Origin of the sequence: Kitasatospora sp. NPDC127116 (assembly GCF_042677365.1) — a bacterium.
GTDB lineage: Bacteria > Actinomycetota > Actinomycetes > Streptomycetales > Streptomycetaceae > Kitasatospora > Kitasatospora lactacystinica.
On sequence record NZ_JBHXTL010000123.1, the window covers coordinates 342 to 21,301 of the forward strand.

Here is a 20,960-nt window from a genome sequence, read left to right on the forward strand (position 1 = left end):
GTGGCTGTTTGTGTATCCTATGTGGCGGGGCCCGCGGCACGGGCCGCCGCACCGGCGGCCCCCCCCGGCCCGCCCGTTGGGGGGGGTGTCGCCGCCACGGCCGGTGACGGAGCCGCGGGTGACGGAACGGCCGGTGCCGGAACCCGGCCCGGAAGCGCCCATCTACGCCGAGCTGGCCCGGCGCTGGCAGGCCGAGGGGCGGGCCGTCCCCGGGCTGCCCGATCCCGTCTGGGAGGCGCTGGCCGCACCGGCGGCCCGGGACCGGCCGGCGGTCCCCGGCCCGGGCCGGAGCCCCGAGCAGGGTCCCGGGCGGAGCCCTGCGCGGGGCCCGGGGTGGAACCCGGGGTGGAACCCGGCCGCGGGCCCGGAGTGGAGTCCGGGGCCGGGCCCGGGGCACTGATCCACTCGGCCGGATCGCCGACACGCGCGGCTACCCCGACGGGGGAACCGTGCGGTCGTCGGACTATCCCAGGAGAGTGCTCCTCAGCCAGGGGACGATCAGCGCCATCGCCTCGTCGAACCTCGAAATGGCGCAGTGCCCGGTGTCCGGGATCAGTTCGACCCGGGTGTCGCGGCGGCCGGCGAACACCAGGGTGTCGTGCCGCGGGACGTGGACGTCGTCGGCGCCGTTGAGCACCAGCATCGGCGCCTGGTCGTCCCGGTCCAGCAGCGGGCGCAGGCCGAAGGAGGCGAAGGCCCGGCCCAGGGCCGCCCGGTCCGGTGCCGCGTCGAAGCCCAGGGCGTTGCCCACGATGCCGTCCATGCCGAAGTCGAAGCCGCGGTCCGGATCGAAGGAGTGCTCGACCGGGCCGCCGAGCACCACCGCCGCGTCCACGGCGCCGGTTAGCCCGGTGCGCGCGGAGTAGTAGCCGCCCATCGAGATGCCGAAGTGGCCGACCCGGCCGTCGCCGAGCGTACGGGCGAAGGCGATCAGGCCCTCGATCACCTCGGTGCCGCCGTCCGGGGTCATCGGCAGGTGGGAGGTCTCGCCGGTGCCCGCGAGGTCGAACAGCAGCAGTCGGACAGGCAGGGCGAGCGCGAGCTGCTCCCACATGCCGTGCAGGTCGGTCTTCCAGGAGTCCACTCCGCCGCTGGCCAGCACCACCGGGGCGTCGGCGGGCAGGCCGGGCGCGGCCATCAGGTGGACCGGGACCGCGGCCTCGCCGCCGCGGTGGGGGACGGTGAGCGTGCGGCGCTCGACGTCGACCGGGAAGCCGGGCGAGGCGAGCAGGTACTGCTCGACCTGGCGGGCCAGCGCGGTGCGCTTCGGCGCGTCGGCGAGCGAGGGGAACTTGGCCCAGCCGTACGCCTGGGCGGCCTGGCGGTGGCGCCCGGCGCCGGCGTGCCGGGCGGCGAGGGCGGACCACTCGTACACCCAGCCGCCGGGCCGGTCGGCCCACATGTCGGTGACGGCCGCGCGGACCGCGTCCACCTCGGCGGCGGGCAGGCCGAGGGTCATCTGCGGGTAGCGCTCGACGAACAGGTCCTGCGGGTCCAGGGGCCAGGTGAAGGACATGGCGATGCCTCCTGTCGCTCTTAAAGCCGGAACTCTTGCATTAGCGACTATGCGCCGGAGGATCGCTTAATGCAAGTGCTCCTGCGTTAAGGTGGTGGCGAGGTGATCGACACATGACCGAGGAAGAGCCGGACCCGATCCGCCGCCGTCCGGGCGGCCGGGCCGCCCGGGTGCGCCGGGACGTCCTGGCGGCCGCCATGGAGGCGCTGGCCGAAGGGGGCGTCGCCCGGCTCACCATCGCCGACGTCGCGGCCCGGGCCGGCGTCAACGAGACCACCGTGTACCGGCGGTGGGGCAGCCGGGAGAAGCTGGTGCTGGACGCCATGCTGACCGCCAGCGACGAGGGCATCCCGGTCCCCGACACCGGGGCCGTCCGCACCGACCTGACCGCCTTCGCCCGCGCGCTCGCCGCGTACCTGGCCACCCCGCTCGGCCGGGCCGTGGCCCGCGCGGCCGCCCTCGGCTCCGAGGACCCGGCCCTCGCCGAGGCCTGGCAGGTCTTCTGGGACTCCCGCCTCGCCCAGGCCGGCGCCGTCGTCCGGCGCGCCGTCGACCGCGGCGAACTCCCGGCCGGTACGGACGCCGACCTCGCCCTGGAACTGCTCGGCGCACCCCTCCAGGCCCGCGCCCTGCTCGGCCACCGCGAGATCGGCCCCGAGCTCCCGGAGCGCCTCGCGGACCTGATCCTGGACGGCCTGCGGGCCCGGGACCGGCGCACGGAGGACGGCGGCTAGCGCACGCAGCAGGGCGGCCGGCGCACGCAGCGCGACGGCCGGCGCGCACGGCACGGCGGCGCCCCCGGCCGGGGAGGCAGGGGGCGCCGCGAAGGGGTGGGGGCCGGCCGGGTCAGCCGACGTCCCGGGCGGTGGAGCCCGGCGACTCCAGGTTCCAGGTGACGATCCGCCGGGGGTGCACCCGGATGACGTCCCGGCTGAACAGGTCGGGCGCCACCGGCGGGACGTCCACGGCGAGCACCTCGGCCCGGCCGCGGATCTCCACGCCGCGCCCCCAGCCGCCCGCGACCGGATCGTCGGCGGGCGCCAGGTCGTCGATCAGGACGGAGACCTCGGGGCGGTCCCGGGCGTTGCGGTACTTGCGGCTGAGGGCGTTGTCCGGCCCGCCGATGTCGATGGTGCCGTCGTCGTTGAGCCGGAAGCCCACCGGCCGGACCTGCGGGGAGCCGTCCGGGCCGAGGGTGGCCAGACGAGCCAGCGGTTGGCCGGTGAGATAGCCGCGCTCGCGTTCGGTGAAGTAGCTCATGCGGCCGAGGCTAGGACCTCAAGCACCCTTCAGGTCAAGGACGTTCGGCGGCGCGCCCGCGCTCCTGCCAGGACCGCTTCAGCTCCGCCCAGCGGGCCGCCTGCTCGGGTGTCAGGGTGCCGCGGAGCTCGGCGAGCTTGAGGAGCTGGGCCTCGGCCTCGGCGCCCAGGGGCTGGGCCTCGGCCCGGTAGTGGTCGGTGAGCAGGGCGTCCAGTTCGGGGCGGGTGAGGGCGGGGTCGAGGCGCTGGGCGAGCTTGGCCATGTTGCGGTAGGAGCCCTGGAGCAGGAAGGGGGGCTCGGTGCGGGTCCGGTCGTCCTGGGCGGCGGAGGCCAGGTAGGCGCGGTTGACGGCCAGGACGGTGGAGCGCAGGTGGAGCAGACCGGCCAGGACGGCGGTCATCCGCTCGACCTCGGCGGCGGGCCAGGCGCCGGCCAGGGTGCCGCCGGGCACGCCGCCGGCGCGGGCGAGCAGGGTGTCGAGGTCGGCGCGCTCGGCGGTGGCCAGCGGGGCCAGGTGGGGGCCGGCCGGCAGGGCGTTCTCGACGAAGCTGAGCGCGAAGAGGTCCTCGCGCCCGGCGACGGCGTCGCCGAGGTTCCACACGTCGGCGCGGTTGGCGAGCATGTCGGGCAGCCGGAAGAGGCGGCCGGACTCGGTGTACGGGTTGGCGGCCATGACCACGGCGAAGCGCTTGCCGCGCAGGTCCCACTCGCGGGCCTCGCCGTCCCACACGCCGTCGATCCGGCGCTGGGCGTCGCACAGCGGGATGAAGCGCTGGAGGAACTCGGGCGAGGTGTGCTGGACGTCGTCCAGGTAGAGCAGCACGTTGTCGCCCGCGTGCAGGGCGAAGTTGAGCTTCTCGACCTCGCGCCGGGAGGTGGCGTCGGGGGCCTCGGCCGGGTCCAGCGAGGTGACCCGGTGGCCGAGCGCGGGGCCGCTGACGGAGACCAGCAGCAGCCCGAGCCGCTCGGCGAGGTACTCGACCAGGGTGGTCTTGCCGTAGCCGGGCGGGGAGACCAGCAGCAGCAGGCCGCTGCGGTCGACCGGCCCGCCGGCGGCGGCCGTGCCGAGCTGCTTGGCGAGGTTGTCGCCGACCAGCGGCAGGTACACCTGGTCGATCAGCCGGTTGCGGACGAAGCCGTTGAGCGGGGCGGGCCGGTACTGGTCCAGCCGCAGCCGGGCGTGCTCGGCGGCCAGCAGTTCGCCCCGCAGTCGCTGGTAGGCCCGGTGGCCGGGCACGTCGACCTGCTCGAACTCCCGTACCTTGGCGAGCAGTTCGTCCAGTCGGAGGTCGAGCGCCCCGCCCGCGAGCCGCGGGTGGTCGCCGAGCAGTCCGGTGATCCGGGCGCCCACGGCCCCCTCGGCGGGCCGGCGCGGCAGCGACGGGCAGAGCAGGACGGCGGCCGCTTCGGCGAGGTCGGCCGGGTCGGCATCGGCGGTGCCCGACTCCAGCCAGGCGGTGGCCAGTTGGCGCCGTACGGGCAGCAGTCCCGGCTCCTCGGGCAGTGCGGCCAGCGCCTCGGTGAGGCCGGCCGACTCGGGTGCCGCGCGGAACTTGTCGACCAGCGCGGCGGCGCCCGGGGAGTGGGCGAAGCTGGGTGCGGCGGCGGCCAGTTCGGCCACCAGGTAGGGGCCGGAGGGCTCCGCCCCCGGAACGAACTCCGAAACGGCGGCGGAGAGTTCGGCCTCCAGTGCGGCCAGCGCCGCCAGCGCGGCCGACGCCGGTGCGCCACCGAAGGCGTCCCGGGCGAGGCCCAGCGAGCGGGCCCGGGTGTGCCAGAGCAGCCGCTGCCGCTCGTCGGCGCCGTGCGCCCAGTACAGCTGGGCGGCCGCCCGGGCGCCCGCCGGGTGCCGCAACAGCCCGGCCCCGGCGCCGAGCCGGAGCAGGGCGCGGAGCAGCAGCGCGGCGTCGTGGTCGTGCACGCCGCGCTGGTAGCCCTCGTCCGGGCGCTGCTCGGCGGCCCGCCGGACGTACTCCAGCAGCTCGCCGTCGGTGCGCGGCGCCCCCGCCTCGGCGGCCGGCAGCAGGCTCGCCGCGAGGTACTCGGCGCGGTACAGCTGCGGGGTCTCCGAGGGCAGCGGGCGGTCCCAGTACCGCTCGGTGGCGGCGAAGGCCGGGTCGGTGACGGGGGAGCGGTAGTCGGTGCCGGTGAGCGTGAAGGCGGGGCGTCCGCGCCAGGGCACCAGGGCGAGTTCGGGCCGCCGGGTGGTGACGGCGAACAGGTGGCGGCCCAGCCGCAGGGTGCCGGGGCCGTCCCCGGCGAGTTCGGCGCGGTCGCGCAGGGCCCGCTGGGCGCGGCCGCGCGCCGCGCGCAGCCGTCCGGTCAGCTCCTCGGCCCGGACCCGGTCACCGAGCGCGGTCAACTGCCCCGCCAGGTCGCGGAGTTTGACGGCGGTCGGGTCGGCGGCGAAGGCCGCCTCGATCTCCTCGGCGGTGTCCAGCGCGGCCAGCCGGCGGTGCAGGGTGTCGAGGATGCGCCCGGCGGAGGCGACCAGCCGGTCGGCGCGCCGGGCCCGCTCCTCCAGCAGGTGCTGGCGGCGGGCGGTGAGCGCGTCGTGGATCTCGGTGCGCCGGGCGGTGAGCTGCTCGCCGAGGGCCGGGTCGGCGTCGGCGAAGCGGGTCTCCAACTGCTCGATCCGCAGCAGCAGCCGGCCGAGCTGCTCGTCGCAGGCCTCGGGGGTGTCGGCGGCGGCGAGCGCGGCGGTGGTGGCCTGGCCGAGCAGGGCGGTCTCGGCGGCGAACTCGGCGGCGGCCTCGCGGGTGCGCAGCTCCCGGCGGCGCACGGTCAGCGCGGACCGGGCCCGGTTGAGCAGCCCGAGCACGTCGGCGAGCCGGTCGAGGATGGCGGTGCGGGTGGTGGCGTCGGCGAGATCGAGGGTGCCGACCAGCTCCGAGACGGTCTGCAGGGCCTCGCTCTGGGCGGCCAGTTCGAGACCCAGCGGTTCGGCCTCGGCGGCGGTGGCGATCGCGGCGCACCGCTCGGCCAGCTCGCCCGCCCGCTGCCGGTGCGGCTCGAAGGCGGTCGGCTCGGCGAGCTGGACGACGGCGCGGTCGGCCGCCCGGGCCAGACCCTCGGCGAGGTGCGCGGCGAGCGCGTCGATCCGCGGGGCGTCGGCGCGCGGCAGGTCGCGCAGCGCCTCGACGCGGCCCTGGGCGCGGCGCAGCCCGGCCAGCCGGTCGACCCACTCGGCGGCGTCGGCCAGGGTCTCGCCGCGGGCGGTGCGCAGCAGGCCCTCGACGTGCTCGGCGGTCTCGTCGGCCCGCCGGGCGGCGTGCTCGGTGAGCTGGGCGACGGCCTCGTACTCGGCGACGACCTGCCGGGCGGTGTCGCGGATCTCGGCGAGCGGCGCGGCGAGGTCGCCGAGGCCGCTCTGGCCGAGCCAGTGGTGCCGGTCGGCGGTGCGGGTGCAGGCGGCGAGGACGGCCCGGTGGCCGGCCGGGGTGTCGGCGCCGGCCGCGGCCAGCCGGGCCAGGGCCAGGCAGTCGGCCAGGCCGCGGACCAGGTCGGCGTTGCCGATCCGGGCCAGCGGCCCGCTGCCGGGCGGCTGTTCGGCGGCGAAGCGCTCGCTGGTGAACGGGGTCTGCCAGAGCTGGACGGGGTGCAGCCGGGTCGGCCCGTCCTCGGCCGGGCGCAGCGCGATCAGGGTGCCGTCGGCGAGCAGCGCGTAGCCCTGGCAGGGCAGGGGCGCGGCGGCCTCCTGGCGCACGCTGTTGTACGGCTGGAGCAGGGCGCGGCCGTCGGCGGGGGAGCGGAACTCGTACAGCACGTCCTCGCCGTTGGGCGACAGGACGGTGCGCTCGTACACCAGGCCGTCGACCGGCTGGTCGAAGACGCGCACGGTGCCGTCCACCAGGTGGCAGCCGCCGGGGAAGGCCACGCCCTGGTCGGCGGGCAGCCGCAGACAGGCCTGGCCGAGCGCGTCGATCCGGGTGACGGCGCCGGTGGGCAGGTGGACCACCAGGTGCCGGTCGGTCTCCTCCTGGTACGGGCGCACCCGCACCAGCAGCAGGGTGCCGAGCCGGGCGTGGGCGATCCGGGCGTCGGCGAGGGTCTGCAGGGCCTCGGCCAGCGGTTCGCGGTGCAGCTCCCGGCCGTCCGGGGCGGCGATGGTCAGCCGGCCGCCGTCGACGCCGACCAGCAGCTCTCCGGCCAGGTCCGCGCGGGGCGGGCGGCCGGGCCCGGCGGGCAGCTGGTCGTCCCGGGTGACGGCGGTCCAGGGCAGCTGCTGCCCGTCGGCGGGGACGTGGTCGCGCTCGCCGCGCCCGTCCAGGTAGGACGGCTGCGCGTCGTCGGCGGGGCCGCCGTCGAGGCGCCAGCGCAGCACCCGGACGTCGGCGGCGGCGGGGCCGGTGCGGAAGACGGCGAGCAGCCGGCCGTCCACCGCGCGCAGCCGCTCCAGCCGGGCGTCGCGGAAGTAGCGCCGCAGATCGGCGAGGTCCTGGCGCAGCCGCGGGTCGTCCAGCAGGGTGCCCTCGGCGGGCGCGGGGGAGAGGTCGGGGTGGTGCAGGCCGAAGACGTCGTCGAAGTCCCCGGCGCCGTCCGCGGCCTCGACCCGCCGGGTGCCGAGCAGCAGCAGCCCGCCGACGGCGGTGAGGTCCTGCGGCAGGCAGGACCGGGCGGTGGTCAGCCGCCCGGTGCCGGCCAGCCGCAGCTCCCCGCCGCCGAACTCGTCGACCCGGCGGGCGTTCAACGCCTGGGCCCGGTCGGCGAGTTCGGCGGCGGCTCGGGCGAGCCGGTCGCGCAGGACCTCGTAGGTGCCGGCGTCGAGCCGGGCGTCGAGGGCGTCCACGGTCACGGTCACGTTCCTCGGTCGGATCGGTCGGATCGGTCGGGTCGGTCGGATCGGTCGGATCGGTCGGATCGGTTGGGTCGGGCGGTCCGGGCGGTCCGGCGGTTCGGGCGGCGGTTCGGAACGCCCGGTCGCTCAGCGGGTCACTTGGAGCCGTTGGCCGAGGCGAGGCCGCCGGCCAGGACCCCGAGCGGGGTCTCCGCGACGCCCAGCTGCCGCGCCGACTCCAGCAGCCGGCGCAGCTGCCCGGCCTGGTCGCCGGCGCCCGAGCCGATCAGCTTCATCAGCAGGGCGGAGACCGTCAGGTTCTGCACGTCCGCCGTGGAGACCGAGGAGAGCACCCTGGTGAGGTCCTCGGTGAAGCTGGCCCGCCCGTCCAGCCAGGGCCCGGCCAGGGTCTGCGCGGTCTGCGAGTGGCCGACGAAGGCGTCCAGGCTCTTGCCGGCCGACACCGACTGCACCAGCCGGTCGAAGAAGACCGAGTCCCCGCCGACGATGTCGATCTTCGCCTTCTCCAGCCCGGCCGCGACCAGCGCCGACTGGGCCTCGGCGATCTGCCGCTGGGTGTCCAGCCCGGCCAGCCGGACGTCCTTCTCGGCGGCCAGCCGCAGGCGGTACTCCTCGTGCCCGCGCGAGGCCTCGTCCAGCTTGGCCATCGCCGCGGCCTTCTCGGTCAGGCCCTCGGCCTCGGCCTTCAGCCGGCCGCCGACCTCCAGCGCGGCGGCCTTGGCCTTCTCGACCTGGACGACGGCCTCGGCACGGCCAACCTTCTCCACCGCCGCGGCCTCCTGCTCGCGGACCTGGACCCGGGCCAGGCCCTCGGCGGCGGCCTCCGCCCGGATGCCCTCGGCCATCCGGATCTTGGCGGCCGCGTCCAGCTCGGCGGCCCGCTGCCGGGCCTCGGCCAGCACCAGCGCCTCGCGGGCCTTGTGCGTGGCGGCCTGCTCGGCGGCCTCGGCGGCCTTGATGTCCTTGACGAGCTTCTCCTGCGCCTCGGCCTCGGCCTGGATCACGACGGCCTTGCGGACCCGCTCGGCCTCCTCGGTGGCACGCAGCGTCTTGACGGCCTCCTCCTGCTCGGCGACGGTGCGGTCCACCGCGACCCGCTCGCGGACCACGTCGGCGACCTCGCGCTTGGCGGACTCGACCTCCTTCTCCTTGGCGATCGTGGCGAGCTGGGTCTCCCGCTCGCGGCCGACGACCTCCAGCAGGCGGTCCTTCTCGATCCGCTCGTTCTCCACCGCGATCACCCGCTCGCGGTTCTTCTGCGCCACCGCGACCTCGCGGGCCTGGTTCTCCCGCTGCACCCCGAGCAGCTCCTCGGTGCGCAGGAAGGCGGTCTGGGCGTTGAGCCGCTCCTCCTCCTGCACCCGGGCGATCACCGCGTCCTCCTTGGCCCGCAGGGTCTCGATCTCGCGGCGCTGGCGGATCTCGGCGTCGGCCTGCCGGCGCTCCAGCTCCAGGACGGCCTCCCGGGCGTCCACGTTCTGCCGGGTGATCTCCTTCTGCTCGTTGCGCTGGTACTCGTTGGTGCGCACGTGCTCGATCGCCGTCAGCTCGGTGATCTTGCGGATGCCCTGGGCGTCCAGGATGTTGTCGGAGTCCAGCTGGCTCATCGGGGTCTGTTCCAGGTGGTCGATGGCCGCGTCCTCAAGGGTGTAGCCGTTGAGGTCGGTGCCGATGACCGCGATGATCTGGTCCCGGAACTCGTGCCGGTGGGTGTACAGGTCGGTGAAGTCCAGCTGCTTGCCGACGGTCTTGAGCGCCTCGGCGAACTTGACGGCGAAGAACTCCTGGATCGCCTGCGGGTCGCTGGCCCGGGCGGTGCCGATCGACTGCGCGACCTTGATGACGTCCTCGACGGTCTTGTTGACCCGGACGAAGAACGAGATCCGGATGTCCGCGCGGATGTTGTCCCGGCAGATCAGGCCGTCCCGGCCGGCCCGGTGGATCTCCACCGTCTTCGCGGTGATGTCCATCAACTCGGCCTTGTGGAGCACCGGGAGGACGATCGCGCCGGTGAAGGTCACATCCACCTTCTTCGTCCGGGAGACGATCAGTGCCTTGCCCTGCTCGACCTTCTGGAACAGACGGCCCACGAACAGCAGCATGGCGAGCACGATGAGCAGCACGACGGCGACGAGCACGCCGAAACCCACGGCGATGGTGTCCATCACGGAGTCCTTTGACGATGGCGAGTTGGTGCGAAGGGAAGTGCGGTGGGAGTGGAAGGAGCAGGCTGACCTGGCGTCAGCGGGCAGGCGTCAGTGGACGGCCGGCGGGTCGAAGGGCGCCACCAGGAAGTGCTCGCCCTCGGCGTCGTAGTCGAAGATCAGGGCGGTCCGCCCGGCCGTCAGGGCCGGTTCGGGCGTCGCCGTACGGACCTGGACGGTCGCGGTGGAGCCGTCCTCCGCGGTGACCTCGGCCTGCCCGAAGTCGGCCGTCACCCGGCCGGTCCGGATCACGCAGACCCGGCCGACGAAGTCCCCCCGGGTGACCGGCCGGTCCTGCGGGAACAGCCGCGACAGCGGCCGGACGAGCACCCGGGTGCCCGCCCAGGAGGCGACCAGCGCGACGACGAACACGCCGCCGCGCGCCGGTGCCCCCGAGGTGAGGACGGTGCCGGCCAGGCTGACGAACCAGGCGATTGCGACCAGCAGCGACACCGCCACCGTCACGGGCACCCCGCCCAGCCCCAGCGCGTCCAGCACGCCCGTGTGGTGGCCGGCGCCCTGCCGGCCGGACCCGTCGTCGGCGCCGTGCCCCCCGGCACTGTGCCCCCCGCCGCCGTGCCCCCCGTGTCCGAGGTGCCCGGCGTGCCCCCCGTGCCCGGCACCCAGGTGGTGCCCCGCGTGTCCGACGTCCACCTGGTGCCCGCCGCCGTGCCCCCCGTGCACGGCGCCCGGAACCAGGCCGCCGAACAGCATCAGCAACCAGTACCCGACCACCACCACCAGCGCGAAGCTGAACAGCGCCGTCGGGAAGGCCAGCGCGGCCGCGAAGAATCCCCCCATCCCGGCCACGCTCCCCCGCCTTCCCAGCGGCGCCGCGCTTCGGCGCCGGGGAGATCATGACAGTGCCGCGGCCCCCCGCACATTGCCAGGATCCGGCAATCTTTACGCCCTCTTGACACCCTGGTACGCACGGCCCGCGTGACACTGCAACAGCTCGGCAACAGGACGGCCGCCGGACGGTTCCGGAGCCGCCCCGCGGGTTTGGGGCGGCGGGACTCCCGTGGCGGGACCGCGGCGGTCGGATCGCGCACTACGGCTGTGGTGCCGCGCACTACAGCCGTCGTACCGCGTACTACAGCGGTTGTTCCGGCCAGTTCAGCAGCCGCGCACCCATCGCCGCCGTCTCCAGGGTGAAGCGCTGGAGCGCGTCCCCCGGGTCGTACCCGGTGAGCGCCTTGATCCGCTCCAGCCGGTAGCCCAGCGTGCGCACGCTCAGGCCCAGCCGGCGCGCCGCCTCCGCGTTCACGTACGCGGCCTCCGCCTGCACCGCGATGGTGTCCAGCAGCGGACGGGCGCCGCCGCGCGCCTCGGTCAGCGGGCCGAGCACGCTGCGCACCAGGTCGGCCATGGCGGCCCGGTCGCGCATCAGCACCGGGAAGACCAACAGCTCCTCGGCCCGCAGCTGCCGGGCCGGCAGGTCCAGCCGCTGCGCGTAGTCCAGCGCGTCCAGCGCCTCCTCGTAACTGCGCAGCACCCCGCTCGGCCCCGAGTGCCGGCGGCCGGTGGCCACCCGCAGCACCGGGCGGTAGCCGGGGCCGGGGCGCAGCGTCAGCTCGGCGAAGGCCTCCAGCACGGCCCGCTCGGAGTCCGGGGCGATGCACACCAGCCGGCCGTCCTTGCTGGCCAGCAGCACGTCCCGCTCGCCGAACCGCCCGGCCAGCTCCCGCTCCACCCGGTGCACCAGCGGATGGACGTCCGCGAACGGCTCGTCGCCCACCGCGACCGCCACCGTGTACGAGCCCGCCAGCCGCAGCCCGAACCGCTCCGCGCGCTCGGCCAGCAGCCCGAGGTCGCTGCGGCCGAACAGCAGGTCGTCGATGAACTCCCGGCGGGCCGCCTCCTCCTGGCGGACGGCCAGGCGCTGGGCCCGCTCGTGGCCCTCGCCCAGCGCGGCCAGCGCGGCGTCGGTGGCGGCGAGCACCGCGTCGCCCGTGCGGCGCAGCTCGGTGACGCTGCTCGCGGCGGCCGTCCCGGGCAGGGTCTGCCAGGCCCGCCGGGCCGCGGCCAGACACTGCGCCACCACCTCGCGCAGCCCGTACCCGGCCTCGGCGCAGTGCTCGCCCAGCTTGCGCAGGCGCTCCAGCTCCTCGCGGCGCGGCAGCCGCCCGGTGCGGGAGACGTCGGCGAGCAGGACGAGGTAGACCTCGGCCAGCTCGCCGGGTATGTCGTAGTCGATCTCCTCGATCACCGTGCTCTGCCCGCCCCCGTACGGCCTGGTGTTTCGGCGCTGAATTTATCAGGGGCGCTCCGGCCGGGGACGGGCGCGGCGGCCTTCGCTACCGGTCGCGGAAGTGCAGGACGAAGCGCGCGCTGCTGCCGTCGATCCGCCGCCGCACGTACAGGGCCGGGGTGCCGTCCGGGGTGCAGCTGACGCCCTCGCGCACCAGCAGCGCGGTGCCCGGCGGGACGCCCAGCAGCTCGGCGTCCGCGAGGTCCGCGCCGACGGCGCCGAAGGCCCGCCAGTCGTACTCCAGTTCCACCCCGGCGGCCCGCGCCAGGTCCGGCACCAGGTTCCCGGAGCGGCCCGGCCGGACCAGCTCGGCGGGCAGCGGGCCGAACGGCACCCAGTAGCTGCACGCCGCCCGGGCCCGCCCGCCCAGCCGGATCACCGAGTCCACCCGGGACAGCTCCGCCGGGCCGCGGCCCAGCTGCCGGGCCGCCTCCGCGTCCTGCGGCGAGCCCGTGACGGGCGGAGCGGCCACCACGAACTCGCCGTCGGTGCGCTCCTCGTTGGGCAGTGCGGTGGGCACGCTGCCGAGGTCGAAGCGCTGGCTGCGCGGGTCCACGGCGATCGACACCCGGACGGCCGGCGGGCGGACGAAGGTGCCCACGCCGCGGCGGATCTCCACCACGGCCGCCCGCTCCAGCTCCGCCACCGCCTGCCGCACGGTCAGCCGGTTCACGCCGAACTCGGCGCTCAGCTCGGACTCGCTGGGCAGCCGGGTGCCGGCCGGGTAGGCGCCGGCGTCGACGCGCTCCTGGATCCGGCGGGCCAGGCGGCGGTACACCGGGGTGTGCGGGGAGCTCGGGGGGTTCGTCGCCACGGGCCCGATCCTACGGAGCCCGCGCACGACGCCGGGGTCGGTCCGCGCCCCGGCCGCGCCCGCTTCCGCCGCCCGCGCCCGCTGCAGCCGCCCGGGTCGCCGTGGCCCGCCGAGGGGAGTGGGATGGAGGGATGCACCGATCGAGGCTTGCCCGGCGACCCCGGAACGGGTTACACATCTAGACGTCTAGATGTCCCCGCTCCGGATCTTCCCCGTCCCGTCCCGGGTGCGGCTCCACCGAAAGGCCTCCCGCATGTCCCTGGTCAACTTCCGTGACGCCGCCGTCCTCGGCGACCCCGAGGGCCGGCGGGTCCGTCCCGGTGTGCTGTACCGCTCCGCCCAGCCGTTCCCGGCCGCCGACGAGGCCACCGTCGCCCAGCTGCGCGGCTGCGACATCCGCACCATCGTGGACCTGCGGGACCCGCGCGAGACCGACCCCGAGGACTGGGCCGCCGCCGCGGCCGCCGGGATATCCGTCGTCGCCGCCCCGGTGAACCCCGCCACCGACGCCCTCACCGCGCGGATGAGCACCATGGCCACGGCCGCCGACCTGGGCGACTTCTACGTCCTGCTGGCCGAGTCCGCGCCCGAGGCGGTGGCCGCCGCCGTCGACGCCACCGTCCGCCCCGGCGCCGTCCTGCTGCACTGCGCCGCCGGCAAGGACCGCACCGGCCTGCTGACCGCCCTCCTGCTGGACCTCCTCGACGTCCCCGCCGAGCACATCGTCGCCGACTACACCCGCACCGCCGACGCCCTCCCGCAGATCTTCGCCGGCCTCGCCGAACGCCACCGCACCGCCCTCAACGACCGCACCACCTCCCGCGTCACCGACTCCCGGGGCCACAACCTCACGATCCCCGCGCCCCTCCTGGAGGCCCCGGCCGAGGCCATGTCCGTCTTCCTCGACCGCGTCCGCACCCACCACGGCGGCGCGGCGTCCTTCCTCCCCGGCTGCGGCGTCCCGGCCGCCACCCTCGGCGCCTTCCGCGCCAAGGCCGCCGCGGCCTGAGGCGGGCGCCGCGGCCCGAGCCGGGCGCCACGGCCCGAGCCGGGCGCCACGGGGCCGCGGCCTGAGGAGGCCGCGGCCCGGCCCGGTAATCCCGTTGCGCCGGGCGGGCCCGCGCTGGCAGCGTGCCGGGGGAGTGCCGGGGGCGAAGAGCGTGCCGGAGGCGAAGAGCGGGCCGGGGCGCAGGGGACGCCGGGGGCGAAGGGGGTGCCGCGAGATGACCGCACTGCGCGAGATCCGCGCCGACCACGACGCGCGGACGATCGTGCTCTACCAGGCGTACCCGCCGGCCGTCGCCGACGCGGCGCTGGCGGCGGGCCGGTTCACGGCGCCCTTCGGCTTCCACCGGATGACGTGGATCAAGCCCTCGTTCCGCTGGCTGATGCACCGCAGCAACTGGGCGCAGAAGGCCGGACAGACCAGGGTGCTGGCGGTCCGGATCACCCGGGAGGGCTGGGAGGAGGCGCTCGCCCGCGCCGTCCTGACCACCGCGGACCCGGACGAGGTGGCCCGCGCCGAGGTCCACGTGCAGTGGGACCCGGAGCGGTCGCTGCGCGGGGCGGCGCTGAACCACTACAGCATCCAGGTGGGCATCGGCCGCTCGCTGATCCGCAGCTACGCCGAGGAGTGGGTCGTCGGACTCACCGACCTCACCCCGCAGGTGCGGCGGATCGCCGCGCTGGTGCGCGACGGGCAGCCGGCGAAGGCCCAGCGGCTGCTGCCGCCCGAGCGCCCGTACCGGCTGCCCGCCGCGACCGCGCGGCGCCTCGGCCTGGGGTAGCCCAGGGCCTCACACGTCCCGGCGCCGCACCACGAGCACCGTCGCCACCAGCGCGGCCAGGCCCCACAGCCCCATGGTGATCCACGAGTCGAGCACGCTCGGCGCGTACTTCCCCATCGTGGTCGCGGAGTGCGGGGTGATGGTGAGCCGCTGCACGGTGGCCAGGGGCAGGTGGGTGCCGATCTCCTTCAGCCACCGGTAGCGGTCCCCGCCGAACATCATCGGCAGGATGAACATCAGCATCACCAGCGAGACGATCGAGGCGGTGGCGTGCCGCAGCAGCGCGCCCAGCGCCATCCCGATCAGCGCGCAGACCGGCACGATCGCCGCGTAGCCGAGCACGGCCCGCAGGCAGCCCGCGTCGCTGAGGGAGAGCCCGACGTGCCGGGAGGCCAGCATCGCGTTGACGGTGAAGAAGGAGACCGTCGACACCACGAGCCCGGCGAGCGCGGTGATCCCGCCGATCAGCAGCACCTTGGCCGCGATCACGCCCCGGCGGTCCGGTACGGCGGCGAAGGTGGTGCGGATCAGTCCGGTGGTGTACTCGCCGAACACGGTGATCGCCCCGAGGCTGCCGGCCGCGACCGCCATCAGGTCGCTCGCGATGCTGCCGAGGCCGTGGAACAGCGGGTCGTAGGTGTACGGCGACTGGCCGGGCATCCGCGGCGGCGGGTGGTCGATGTACGGCAGGTCGGTGTGGACGGCGTTCACGTTGACCGCGATCGCCACCAGCGAGGCCAGCGCCAGCACCCAGTAGGTGGAGCGCAGCGAGCGCAGTTTGATCCACTCGGCGGCGAGCAGGTCCAGGAACCGGGGTGCGGGTTCGACGGTGGAACCCGGGGTCGCGGTGGTCATCGGGCCTCTCCAGCCGGGTACTCGACACTGTCGGCGGTCAGGGACATGAACGCCGACTCCAGCGACGACGTCCGGGCGGCCAGTTCGTGCAGCACCACGCCGTGGCGCAGCGCGAGTTCGCTGATCCGCGCGGCCGGCATCCCCGTGACGATCCCGAGGTGCGGCTCCGCCAGCCGCACCTCGGCCCCCTCGGCGCGCAGGGCCTCGGCCAGCGCGGAGAGTTCGGGCGTCCGGACGGCCACCGAGGAGACCGCGTTGCGGGCCGAGAACTCGGCGAGGCTCTCGTCCGCGATCAGCCGCCCGCGCCCGATCACCACCAGCCGGTCCGCGGTGTGCTCCATCTCCGCCATCATGTGGCTGGAGACGAAGACCGTGCGGCCCTCGTCCGCGAGCCGCCGGAACAGCCCGCGCACCCAGAGCACGCCCTCCGGGTCCAGCCCGTTCAGCGGCTCGTCGAACAGCAGCACCGGCGGGTCGCCGAGCAGCGCGCCGGCGATGCCCAGACGCTGCTTCATGCCCAGCGAGTAGCCGCCGATCCGCCGCCCGGCCGCCTTGCCGAGGCCGACCTCCGCCAGCACCTCGTCCACCCGCCCGAGCGGGACGCGGTTGCTGCGGGCCAGCGCCGACAGGTGGGCCCGGGCGCTGCGCCCGCCGTGCACGTCGCCCGCGTCCAGCAGCGCGCCGACGTGCCGCAGTCCGCGCGGCCGGCCGGCGAAGGGCACGCCGGCCACGGTGGCGGTGCCCGCGGTGGGGGTGTTGAGACCCAGGATCATCCGCAGCGTGGTGGACTTGCCCGCGCCGTTGGGCCCGAGGAAGCCGGTCACGGTGCCCGGCCGGACGGTGAAGGTCAGTTGGTCGACGGCCGTGGTGGCGCCGTACCGCTTGGTCAGTCGCTCGATCTCGATCACGGGGACAACGCTGCCGGTCGGCCCCCGTCCCGGGCATCGGGCCGCGGGCCACAACCGCGGGTCGCCGTACTGGCCCCGGGGATTACGCCCCCGGGCCAATGCGCCGCCGGCCGGGCCGCCGATACCATCGCGCCATGATCACCGAACCTCGTCCGCCGCTGCTCAGGCGCCTGCCCGCGGGCGTGTGGGTGGCGGCGCTGTGGACGGCCCTGGTGGGGTTCCGGTTCCTCACCCGCGAGGACGAGCTGCGCCACCTGTTGAACTACCACGGCAACCCCGAGGACATGCCGATGGTGGTCACCGCGGTGGTCACCACCCTGGTCGCGGCGCTGCTGGTCCGACTGCCGCTGCTCGCCGTCGTGGTGGCGCTCGGGGGCGGGATGTTCGCGCTCGGGATGTGGGGCGTCCCGGAGGCGGCGCCGCTCCAGTTCCTGATCGCCGACGCGGTGGTCGGCTACTGCGCGGCCACCCGCTCCCGCCGGGTCTCGCTCACCGCCCTGGCGCTGCCGCTCGCCACCCTCGCCGGGCTGCTGATCTGGGGCGCCGTCAACGACTACCCCGTCAACCCGCTCGCCTACGCGGGCTTCGCCGCCACCGTGCTGATCGCCTGGCTGATCGGCAACACCGTGCACCAGGGCCGCGTCCACACCGAGGCGCTGCGCGGCCGGGCCTCCGAGCAGGCCATCACCGCCGAACGGCTGAGGATCGCCCGCGAGCTGCACGACATGGTCGCCCACAACATCGGCATCGTCGCGATCCAGGCCGGCATGGGCAGCCGGGTCATGGACACCCAGCCCGCCGAGACCCGCAAGGCGCTGGAGGCGATCGAGGCCACCAGCCGGGAGACCCTGGCCGGCCTGCGCCGGATGCTCGGCGCGCTGCGGCAGGGCGAGGGCGAGTCCGCCCCGCTCGAAGTGGCGCCCGGGCTGGCCGAGTTGGACCGACTGGTGGAGAAGGCGGCGGGCGCTGGGGTGCGGGTGGCGCTCACCCGGCACGGTACGGTCCGTCCGCTGCAGCCCGAGGTCGACCTCGCCGCCTACCGGATCGTCCAGGAGGCGGTCACCAACGTGGTCAAGCACTCCGGCACCCGGGACTGCCACGTCACCGTCGCGTACGGCCCGCGGGAACTCGCCGTCACGGTGGTCGACCTGGGCGCCGGAGCGGCGGGCGGCGGCCCCGGCACCGGCTACGGGCTGGCCGGCATGCGCGAGCGGGTCGCCCTGCTGCACGGCGAGTTCAGCGCCGGACCGCGCCCCGAGGGCGGCTTCCTGGTCGCCGCCCGACTGCCGCTCCCCGAGGAGCCCCCCGCGGAGCCCCCCGCGGAGCTCCGCGAGGAGCCCCCTGCCGGGACCCCCGTCGAGCCCGCCGTCGAGCCCGTCGTCGGGACCCCTGTCGGGACTGCCGTCAGGACCGCCGTCGAGACCCCCGTGGAGGTGGGACCGTGATCCGCGTCGTCCTGGTCGACGACCAGCCGCTCATCCGCACCGGCCTGCGAGTGCTGATCGCCGACGCCCCCGACCTGGAGGTGGTCGGCGAGGCCGGCGACGGCGCCGAGGCCGTCGAGCTGGTCGCCCGGCTGCGCCCCGACGTCGCCGTGATGGACATCCGGATGCCCGGTACGGACGGCATCGAGGCCACCCGACGGATCACCGCCGACCCGGACCTGCCCACCCACGTCCTCGTCCTCACCACCTTCGACGACGACGACTACGTCTACGGCGCGCTGCGGGCCGGGGCCAGCGGCTTCCTGGTCAAGGACCTCGCCCTGGAGACCATCCTGGACGGCATCCGGGTGGTCGCCGCCGGGGACGCCCTGCTCGCCCCCGGCATCACCCGCCGGCTGATCGGCGAGTTCGCCGCCCGCCCGGACGCGGAGGCCGCCGCGGCCCGGCCCCGCCGGCCGGTCGCCGAGGCCGTCACCGAGCGCGAGCGCGAGGTGCTCGTCCTGGTCGGCCGGGGCCTGTCCAACGCCGAGATCGCCGCGGAGCTCACCATCAGCGTGGCCACCGCCAAGGCCCACGTCGCCCGGCTCTTCACCAAGCTCGACGCCCGCGACCGGGTCCACCTGGTCATCCAGGCCTACGAGTTCGGGCTGGTAGCCCCGTAGCCCCGTGACCCCGTAGCCCCGTAGCCCCGTGATCCCGCAGCCCCGCGACCCCGCAGCCAGTGCACCCCGCGGCCCGGCACGCGGAAGTGCGCCGGAGCGGGCCCGCACGGCCCGCTCCGGCGCTGGGCGAGGCCCCACCCCCGCCCGGTCGTCAGTGCACGATCGCGTGCGAGACCTGGCAGCCGTTGACCCCGTTCGACCAGGTGCCCTGCATCGCGAAGGAACCCGTCGCGAAGCTCACGTTCTGCGCGCCGCCCGTCCCGCCGACGCCGTTCCAGGAGCACTTGTCGGCGTTCTCGTACCCGGTCGAGTCGGTCCAGCCGCCCGCCGGGTTCTGGTCGGTGATGGTCTCCGAGTACTCGTGGCCGTACACGATGGTCACGCCGTCCAGGGTGCCCGCGCTGCCGCTGTTGACGTAGTTCTGGCCGCAGGAGCTGCCCATGTCGGTCACGTACGGGTCGTTGGTGAACGCCACGTCACCGTAGGGGGAGGAGGCGGCGCCACCGGTCAGGGTGGTGTCGCCGTTCCAGTCGTGCCAGGCGCAGAAGCCTCCGTTCGGGGTGTTGAAGCCGTCCGGGTGGGTGCCGGTCGGCGACAGCACCACGTACTGCACGTTGCGGTTGGAGGCGGCGGTGGTGTTGCCGAAGTGGCCGGCGGCCTTGACCGCCTCGGCGGCCAGCTGGTGGCCGGTGGCCTGGCCGGGGGCGGCGGCGGACTCGTCGACCCAGACGCCGGCCAGCGCGCCGCCGGTCGGGTAGCCGACGTGCGCGGAGCCGGACGGGCAGCTGGTCGCGCCCGCGGCGACGCCCTCGCAGTACTGCGTCATGACGCCGGACCAGGTCTCGCTGTTGGTGCCGAGGCCCTTGAACAGCTGCTGCGCCCGGACGGCCTCGCCCTTCGGGTCGCCGGTCAGGGTGGTGTAGCCGCTGGAGTTGGTGCCCTGGGTGCCCCACTGGGTGCCCCAGAAGACCAGGTAGACCTTCGGCGCGCCGGTGGTGACGCCGATGCCGTCGACACCGCCGCCGTAGCTCAGGTTGTTGCTCGCCGGCTTGGCCGCGTTCCCGGCCTCCTTGGTCGGGTGCGCGCCGTGCCGGTAGGGGTGGGGCTGTCCGGCGAACTCGCCGGCCGGCCGGTTGTCCTGGGCGGCCTGGGCCGCCGGGGCGGCGGCGAAGCCGGCGGCGGCCAGCGCCAGGGCGCTGAGCCCGGTCAGGGCCCGCAGCCGCATCCGGCGGGAGGTGGGGGAGATGCCCATCGTGAGGGTTCCTCTCTGGTGCCGGGCGCGCCCGGGTACGGCGCGGCGGCACTGTGGGGGACAAATGGGGCGGCGGCAGCGCGGAGGTGCCGACGGTTCGCCAGGAACCGTCGGTGGTGCGGGGGTCGGGAGCCGGTTACCGCCGACGGCCGGAAGCAAAGCACCGCCGCCGAAACCGGGTCAACGACGGAGAAGGTAAGACCCGCCCCAAGGAAGGCCCCCACGGACGTAGCGAACGTCAAAAGCCCCCAGCGGACGGCCGGTCGATGCGCGTAGCACAGCCGAATGCCAACAGTTGAGAGCCGTTCTTACACCGTATGCGCGCGCCGGGCAGCCGCCGGGCAGCCGCCGAGCGGACGTCAGCGGACGTCAGGGGTCCGTCAGGGGCCGTCGACCTCGCCGATCCGCATGATCCGGCCGTGGGAGTCCAGCACCACGTCGTAGGCGTTGCCGTGGCAGCCGTACGGGTCGGCCGGTTCGCGCTCGGCCAGGCAGTCGTCGATGTGGGCGATCAGCTCGTCGAGGGGGACGGTCCGGGCCGGGTCGTCGTGCGGGCCGTCGACCAGGGTCGCGGCCACGCCGGCGCCCGCGAAGCCGTAGTGGACGGGGTTGCCCGCCGGCTCGTAGCGGGCGGAGCCGCAGCTGAACCGGGCGGGCCGGGCGGTGAGTTCGGCCGGGCCGGCGGCGACGACGAGGAAGATCTCGTGACCGGGGCGGGCGGTGGGGGTGGCGCACCCGGGGCCGGCCGAGGGCTCGGCGGGAGGCCCGGCGAAGGGCTCCACGGAAGGCTCGACGGAGGCGGAGGCGGAGGCGGAGGCCGCGGCGGAAACGGAGGCTTCGGCGGTGGCGGCGGGCACGGACGGGTCGTCCGTGGCGGAGTAGAACTCCTCGTCCTCCTCGTAGAAGAGGTCGTCCTCCTCCAGCAGGTCGTCCTGGCCCTCGTCGGCCAGGGCGGCGGCCGAGGCCTCGGCCACCGTGGAGCCGGAGTCGGCGGGGGTGCAGCCGGTGAGGGCGGTGGCGGCGCCGCAGGCCAGCAAGGCGGCGGCGAGGAGCGTGCGGGGCGTGGCCATGGCACCAGTCTCCCCGGGAGGCGGCGGTGGTCGGTACCCGCTTGACACGAACGGGGCCCGGCCCGCGGTTCCCGTCGACGCCGTCCGCCGGTTCCCTCCCCCGCCGGACGTGCGGATCCGGCGGGGGAGGGGGGGCTG

General features: G+C 75.6%; 16 protein-coding genes. 5 read left to right on the forward strand and 11 right to left on the reverse strand.

From position 1 onward, the window contains the following. Positions 1-463: 463 nt before the first annotated feature. Positions 464-1,516: an alpha/beta hydrolase gene (locus ACFVHV_RS34665; RefSeq protein ID WP_380356693.1), complete on the reverse strand. Its 1,053-nt coding sequence runs from the start codon at positions 1,514-1,516 to the stop codon at positions 464-466. 113 nt (positions 1,517-1,629) lie between these two features. Between ACFVHV_RS34665 and ACFVHV_RS34670 the strand changes: the two genes are divergently transcribed. Continuing rightward, positions 1,630-2,250, forward strand: a complete 621-nt coding sequence (locus ACFVHV_RS34670) for a TetR/AcrR family transcriptional regulator (protein ID WP_380356695.1) — start codon at positions 1,630-1,632, stop codon at positions 2,248-2,250. Positions 2,251-2,362: 112 nt separating this feature from the next. Here the strand turns inward: ACFVHV_RS34670 and ACFVHV_RS34675 are convergent, their stop codons facing one another. The 6 genes from ACFVHV_RS34675 to ACFVHV_RS34700 form a co-directional block, all read right to left on the reverse strand. Next, entirely contained in the window at positions 2,363-2,776 is a 414-nt protein-coding gene (locus ACFVHV_RS34675; protein WP_359914931.1) for a PPOX class F420-dependent oxidoreductase, read from the reverse strand. 34 nt (positions 2,777-2,810) lie between these two features. Further along, on the reverse strand, positions 2,811-7,571 hold the full coding sequence (locus tag ACFVHV_RS34680; RefSeq protein WP_380356698.1) for a DNA repair ATPase: 4,761 nt from the start codon (positions 7,569-7,571) through the stop codon (positions 2,811-2,813). Between the two features lie 137 nt (positions 7,572-7,708). Next, entirely contained in the window at positions 7,709-9,739 is a 2,031-nt protein-coding gene (locus ACFVHV_RS34685; RefSeq protein ID WP_359914936.1) for a flotillin family protein, read from the reverse strand. Between the two features lie 90 nt (positions 9,740-9,829). After that, positions 9,830-10,579 (reverse strand): hypothetical protein, encoded by a 750-nt coding sequence (locus ACFVHV_RS34690; RefSeq protein ID WP_359914939.1) that lies wholly within the window; start codon positions 10,577-10,579, stop codon positions 9,830-9,832. A gap of 292 nt (positions 10,580-10,871) precedes the next feature. Beyond that, complete coding sequence (locus tag ACFVHV_RS34695) at positions 10,872-11,987, reverse strand: helix-turn-helix domain-containing protein (protein WP_359914942.1); 1,116 nt, start codon at positions 11,985-11,987, stop codon at positions 10,872-10,874. An 88-nt stretch (positions 11,988-12,075) separates the two neighbouring features. Next, a complete protein-coding gene (locus ACFVHV_RS34700; protein WP_380356702.1) occupies positions 12,076-12,843 on the reverse strand; it encodes a GntR family transcriptional regulator in 768 nt (255 codons plus the stop codon). Positions 12,844-13,096: 253 nt separating this feature from the next. Between ACFVHV_RS34700 and ACFVHV_RS34705 the strand changes: the two genes are divergently transcribed. Beyond that, the gene (locus ACFVHV_RS34705; protein WP_380356704.1) at positions 13,097-13,852 is read left to right on the forward strand and encodes a tyrosine-protein phosphatase; all 756 of its coding nucleotides are present in this window, start codon (positions 13,097-13,099) and stop codon (positions 13,850-13,852) included. Positions 13,853-14,066: 214 nt separating this feature from the next. Next, a complete protein-coding gene (locus tag ACFVHV_RS34710) occupies positions 14,067-14,630 on the forward strand; it encodes a DUF4291 domain-containing protein (RefSeq protein ID WP_380356706.1) in 564 nt (187 codons plus the stop codon). 9 nt (positions 14,631-14,639) lie between these two features. Here ACFVHV_RS34710 and ACFVHV_RS34715 read toward each other — a convergent pair whose 3' ends face one another. Further along, positions 14,640-15,485 (reverse strand): ABC transporter permease, encoded by an 846-nt coding sequence (locus tag ACFVHV_RS34715; protein ID WP_359914776.1) that lies wholly within the window; start codon positions 15,483-15,485, stop codon positions 14,640-14,642. Continuing rightward, the gene (locus ACFVHV_RS34720; protein WP_359914779.1) at positions 15,482-16,393 is read right to left on the reverse strand and encodes an ATP-binding cassette domain-containing protein; all 912 of its coding nucleotides are present in this window, start codon (positions 16,391-16,393) and stop codon (positions 15,482-15,484) included. Before ACFVHV_RS34720 ends, ACFVHV_RS34715 begins: the two co-directional genes overlap by 4 nt. 134 nt (positions 16,394-16,527) lie before the next feature. On the opposite strand from ACFVHV_RS34720, the gene ACFVHV_RS34725 reads away from it, so the two are divergent. Together ACFVHV_RS34725 and ACFVHV_RS34730 are read left to right on the forward strand one after the other, a co-directional pair. Continuing rightward, the gene (locus ACFVHV_RS34725) at positions 16,528-17,838 is read left to right on the forward strand and encodes a sensor histidine kinase (RefSeq protein ID WP_380356710.1); all 1,311 of its coding nucleotides are present in this window, start codon (positions 16,528-16,530) and stop codon (positions 17,836-17,838) included. After that, the gene (locus tag ACFVHV_RS34730; RefSeq protein WP_359914785.1) at positions 17,835-18,500 is read left to right on the forward strand and encodes a response regulator transcription factor; all 666 of its coding nucleotides are present in this window, start codon (positions 17,835-17,837) and stop codon (positions 18,498-18,500) included. The genes ACFVHV_RS34725 and ACFVHV_RS34730 overlap by 4 nt, the downstream gene beginning before the upstream one ends. 151 nt (positions 18,501-18,651) lie before the next feature. Here the strand turns inward: ACFVHV_RS34730 and ACFVHV_RS34735 are convergent, their stop codons facing one another. After that, positions 18,652-19,752, reverse strand: coding sequence for a hypothetical protein (locus ACFVHV_RS34735; RefSeq protein ID WP_380356712.1), 1,101 nt, complete (start codon positions 19,750-19,752; stop codon positions 18,652-18,654). A gap of 380 nt (positions 19,753-20,132) precedes the next feature. Then, positions 20,133-20,822 carry a hypothetical protein gene (locus ACFVHV_RS34740; RefSeq protein ID WP_380356714.1) on the reverse strand — a complete coding sequence of 230 codons (690 nt, stop codon included), beginning with the start codon at positions 20,820-20,822 and terminating at the stop codon, positions 20,133-20,135. Positions 20,823-20,960 lie beyond the last annotated feature (138 nt).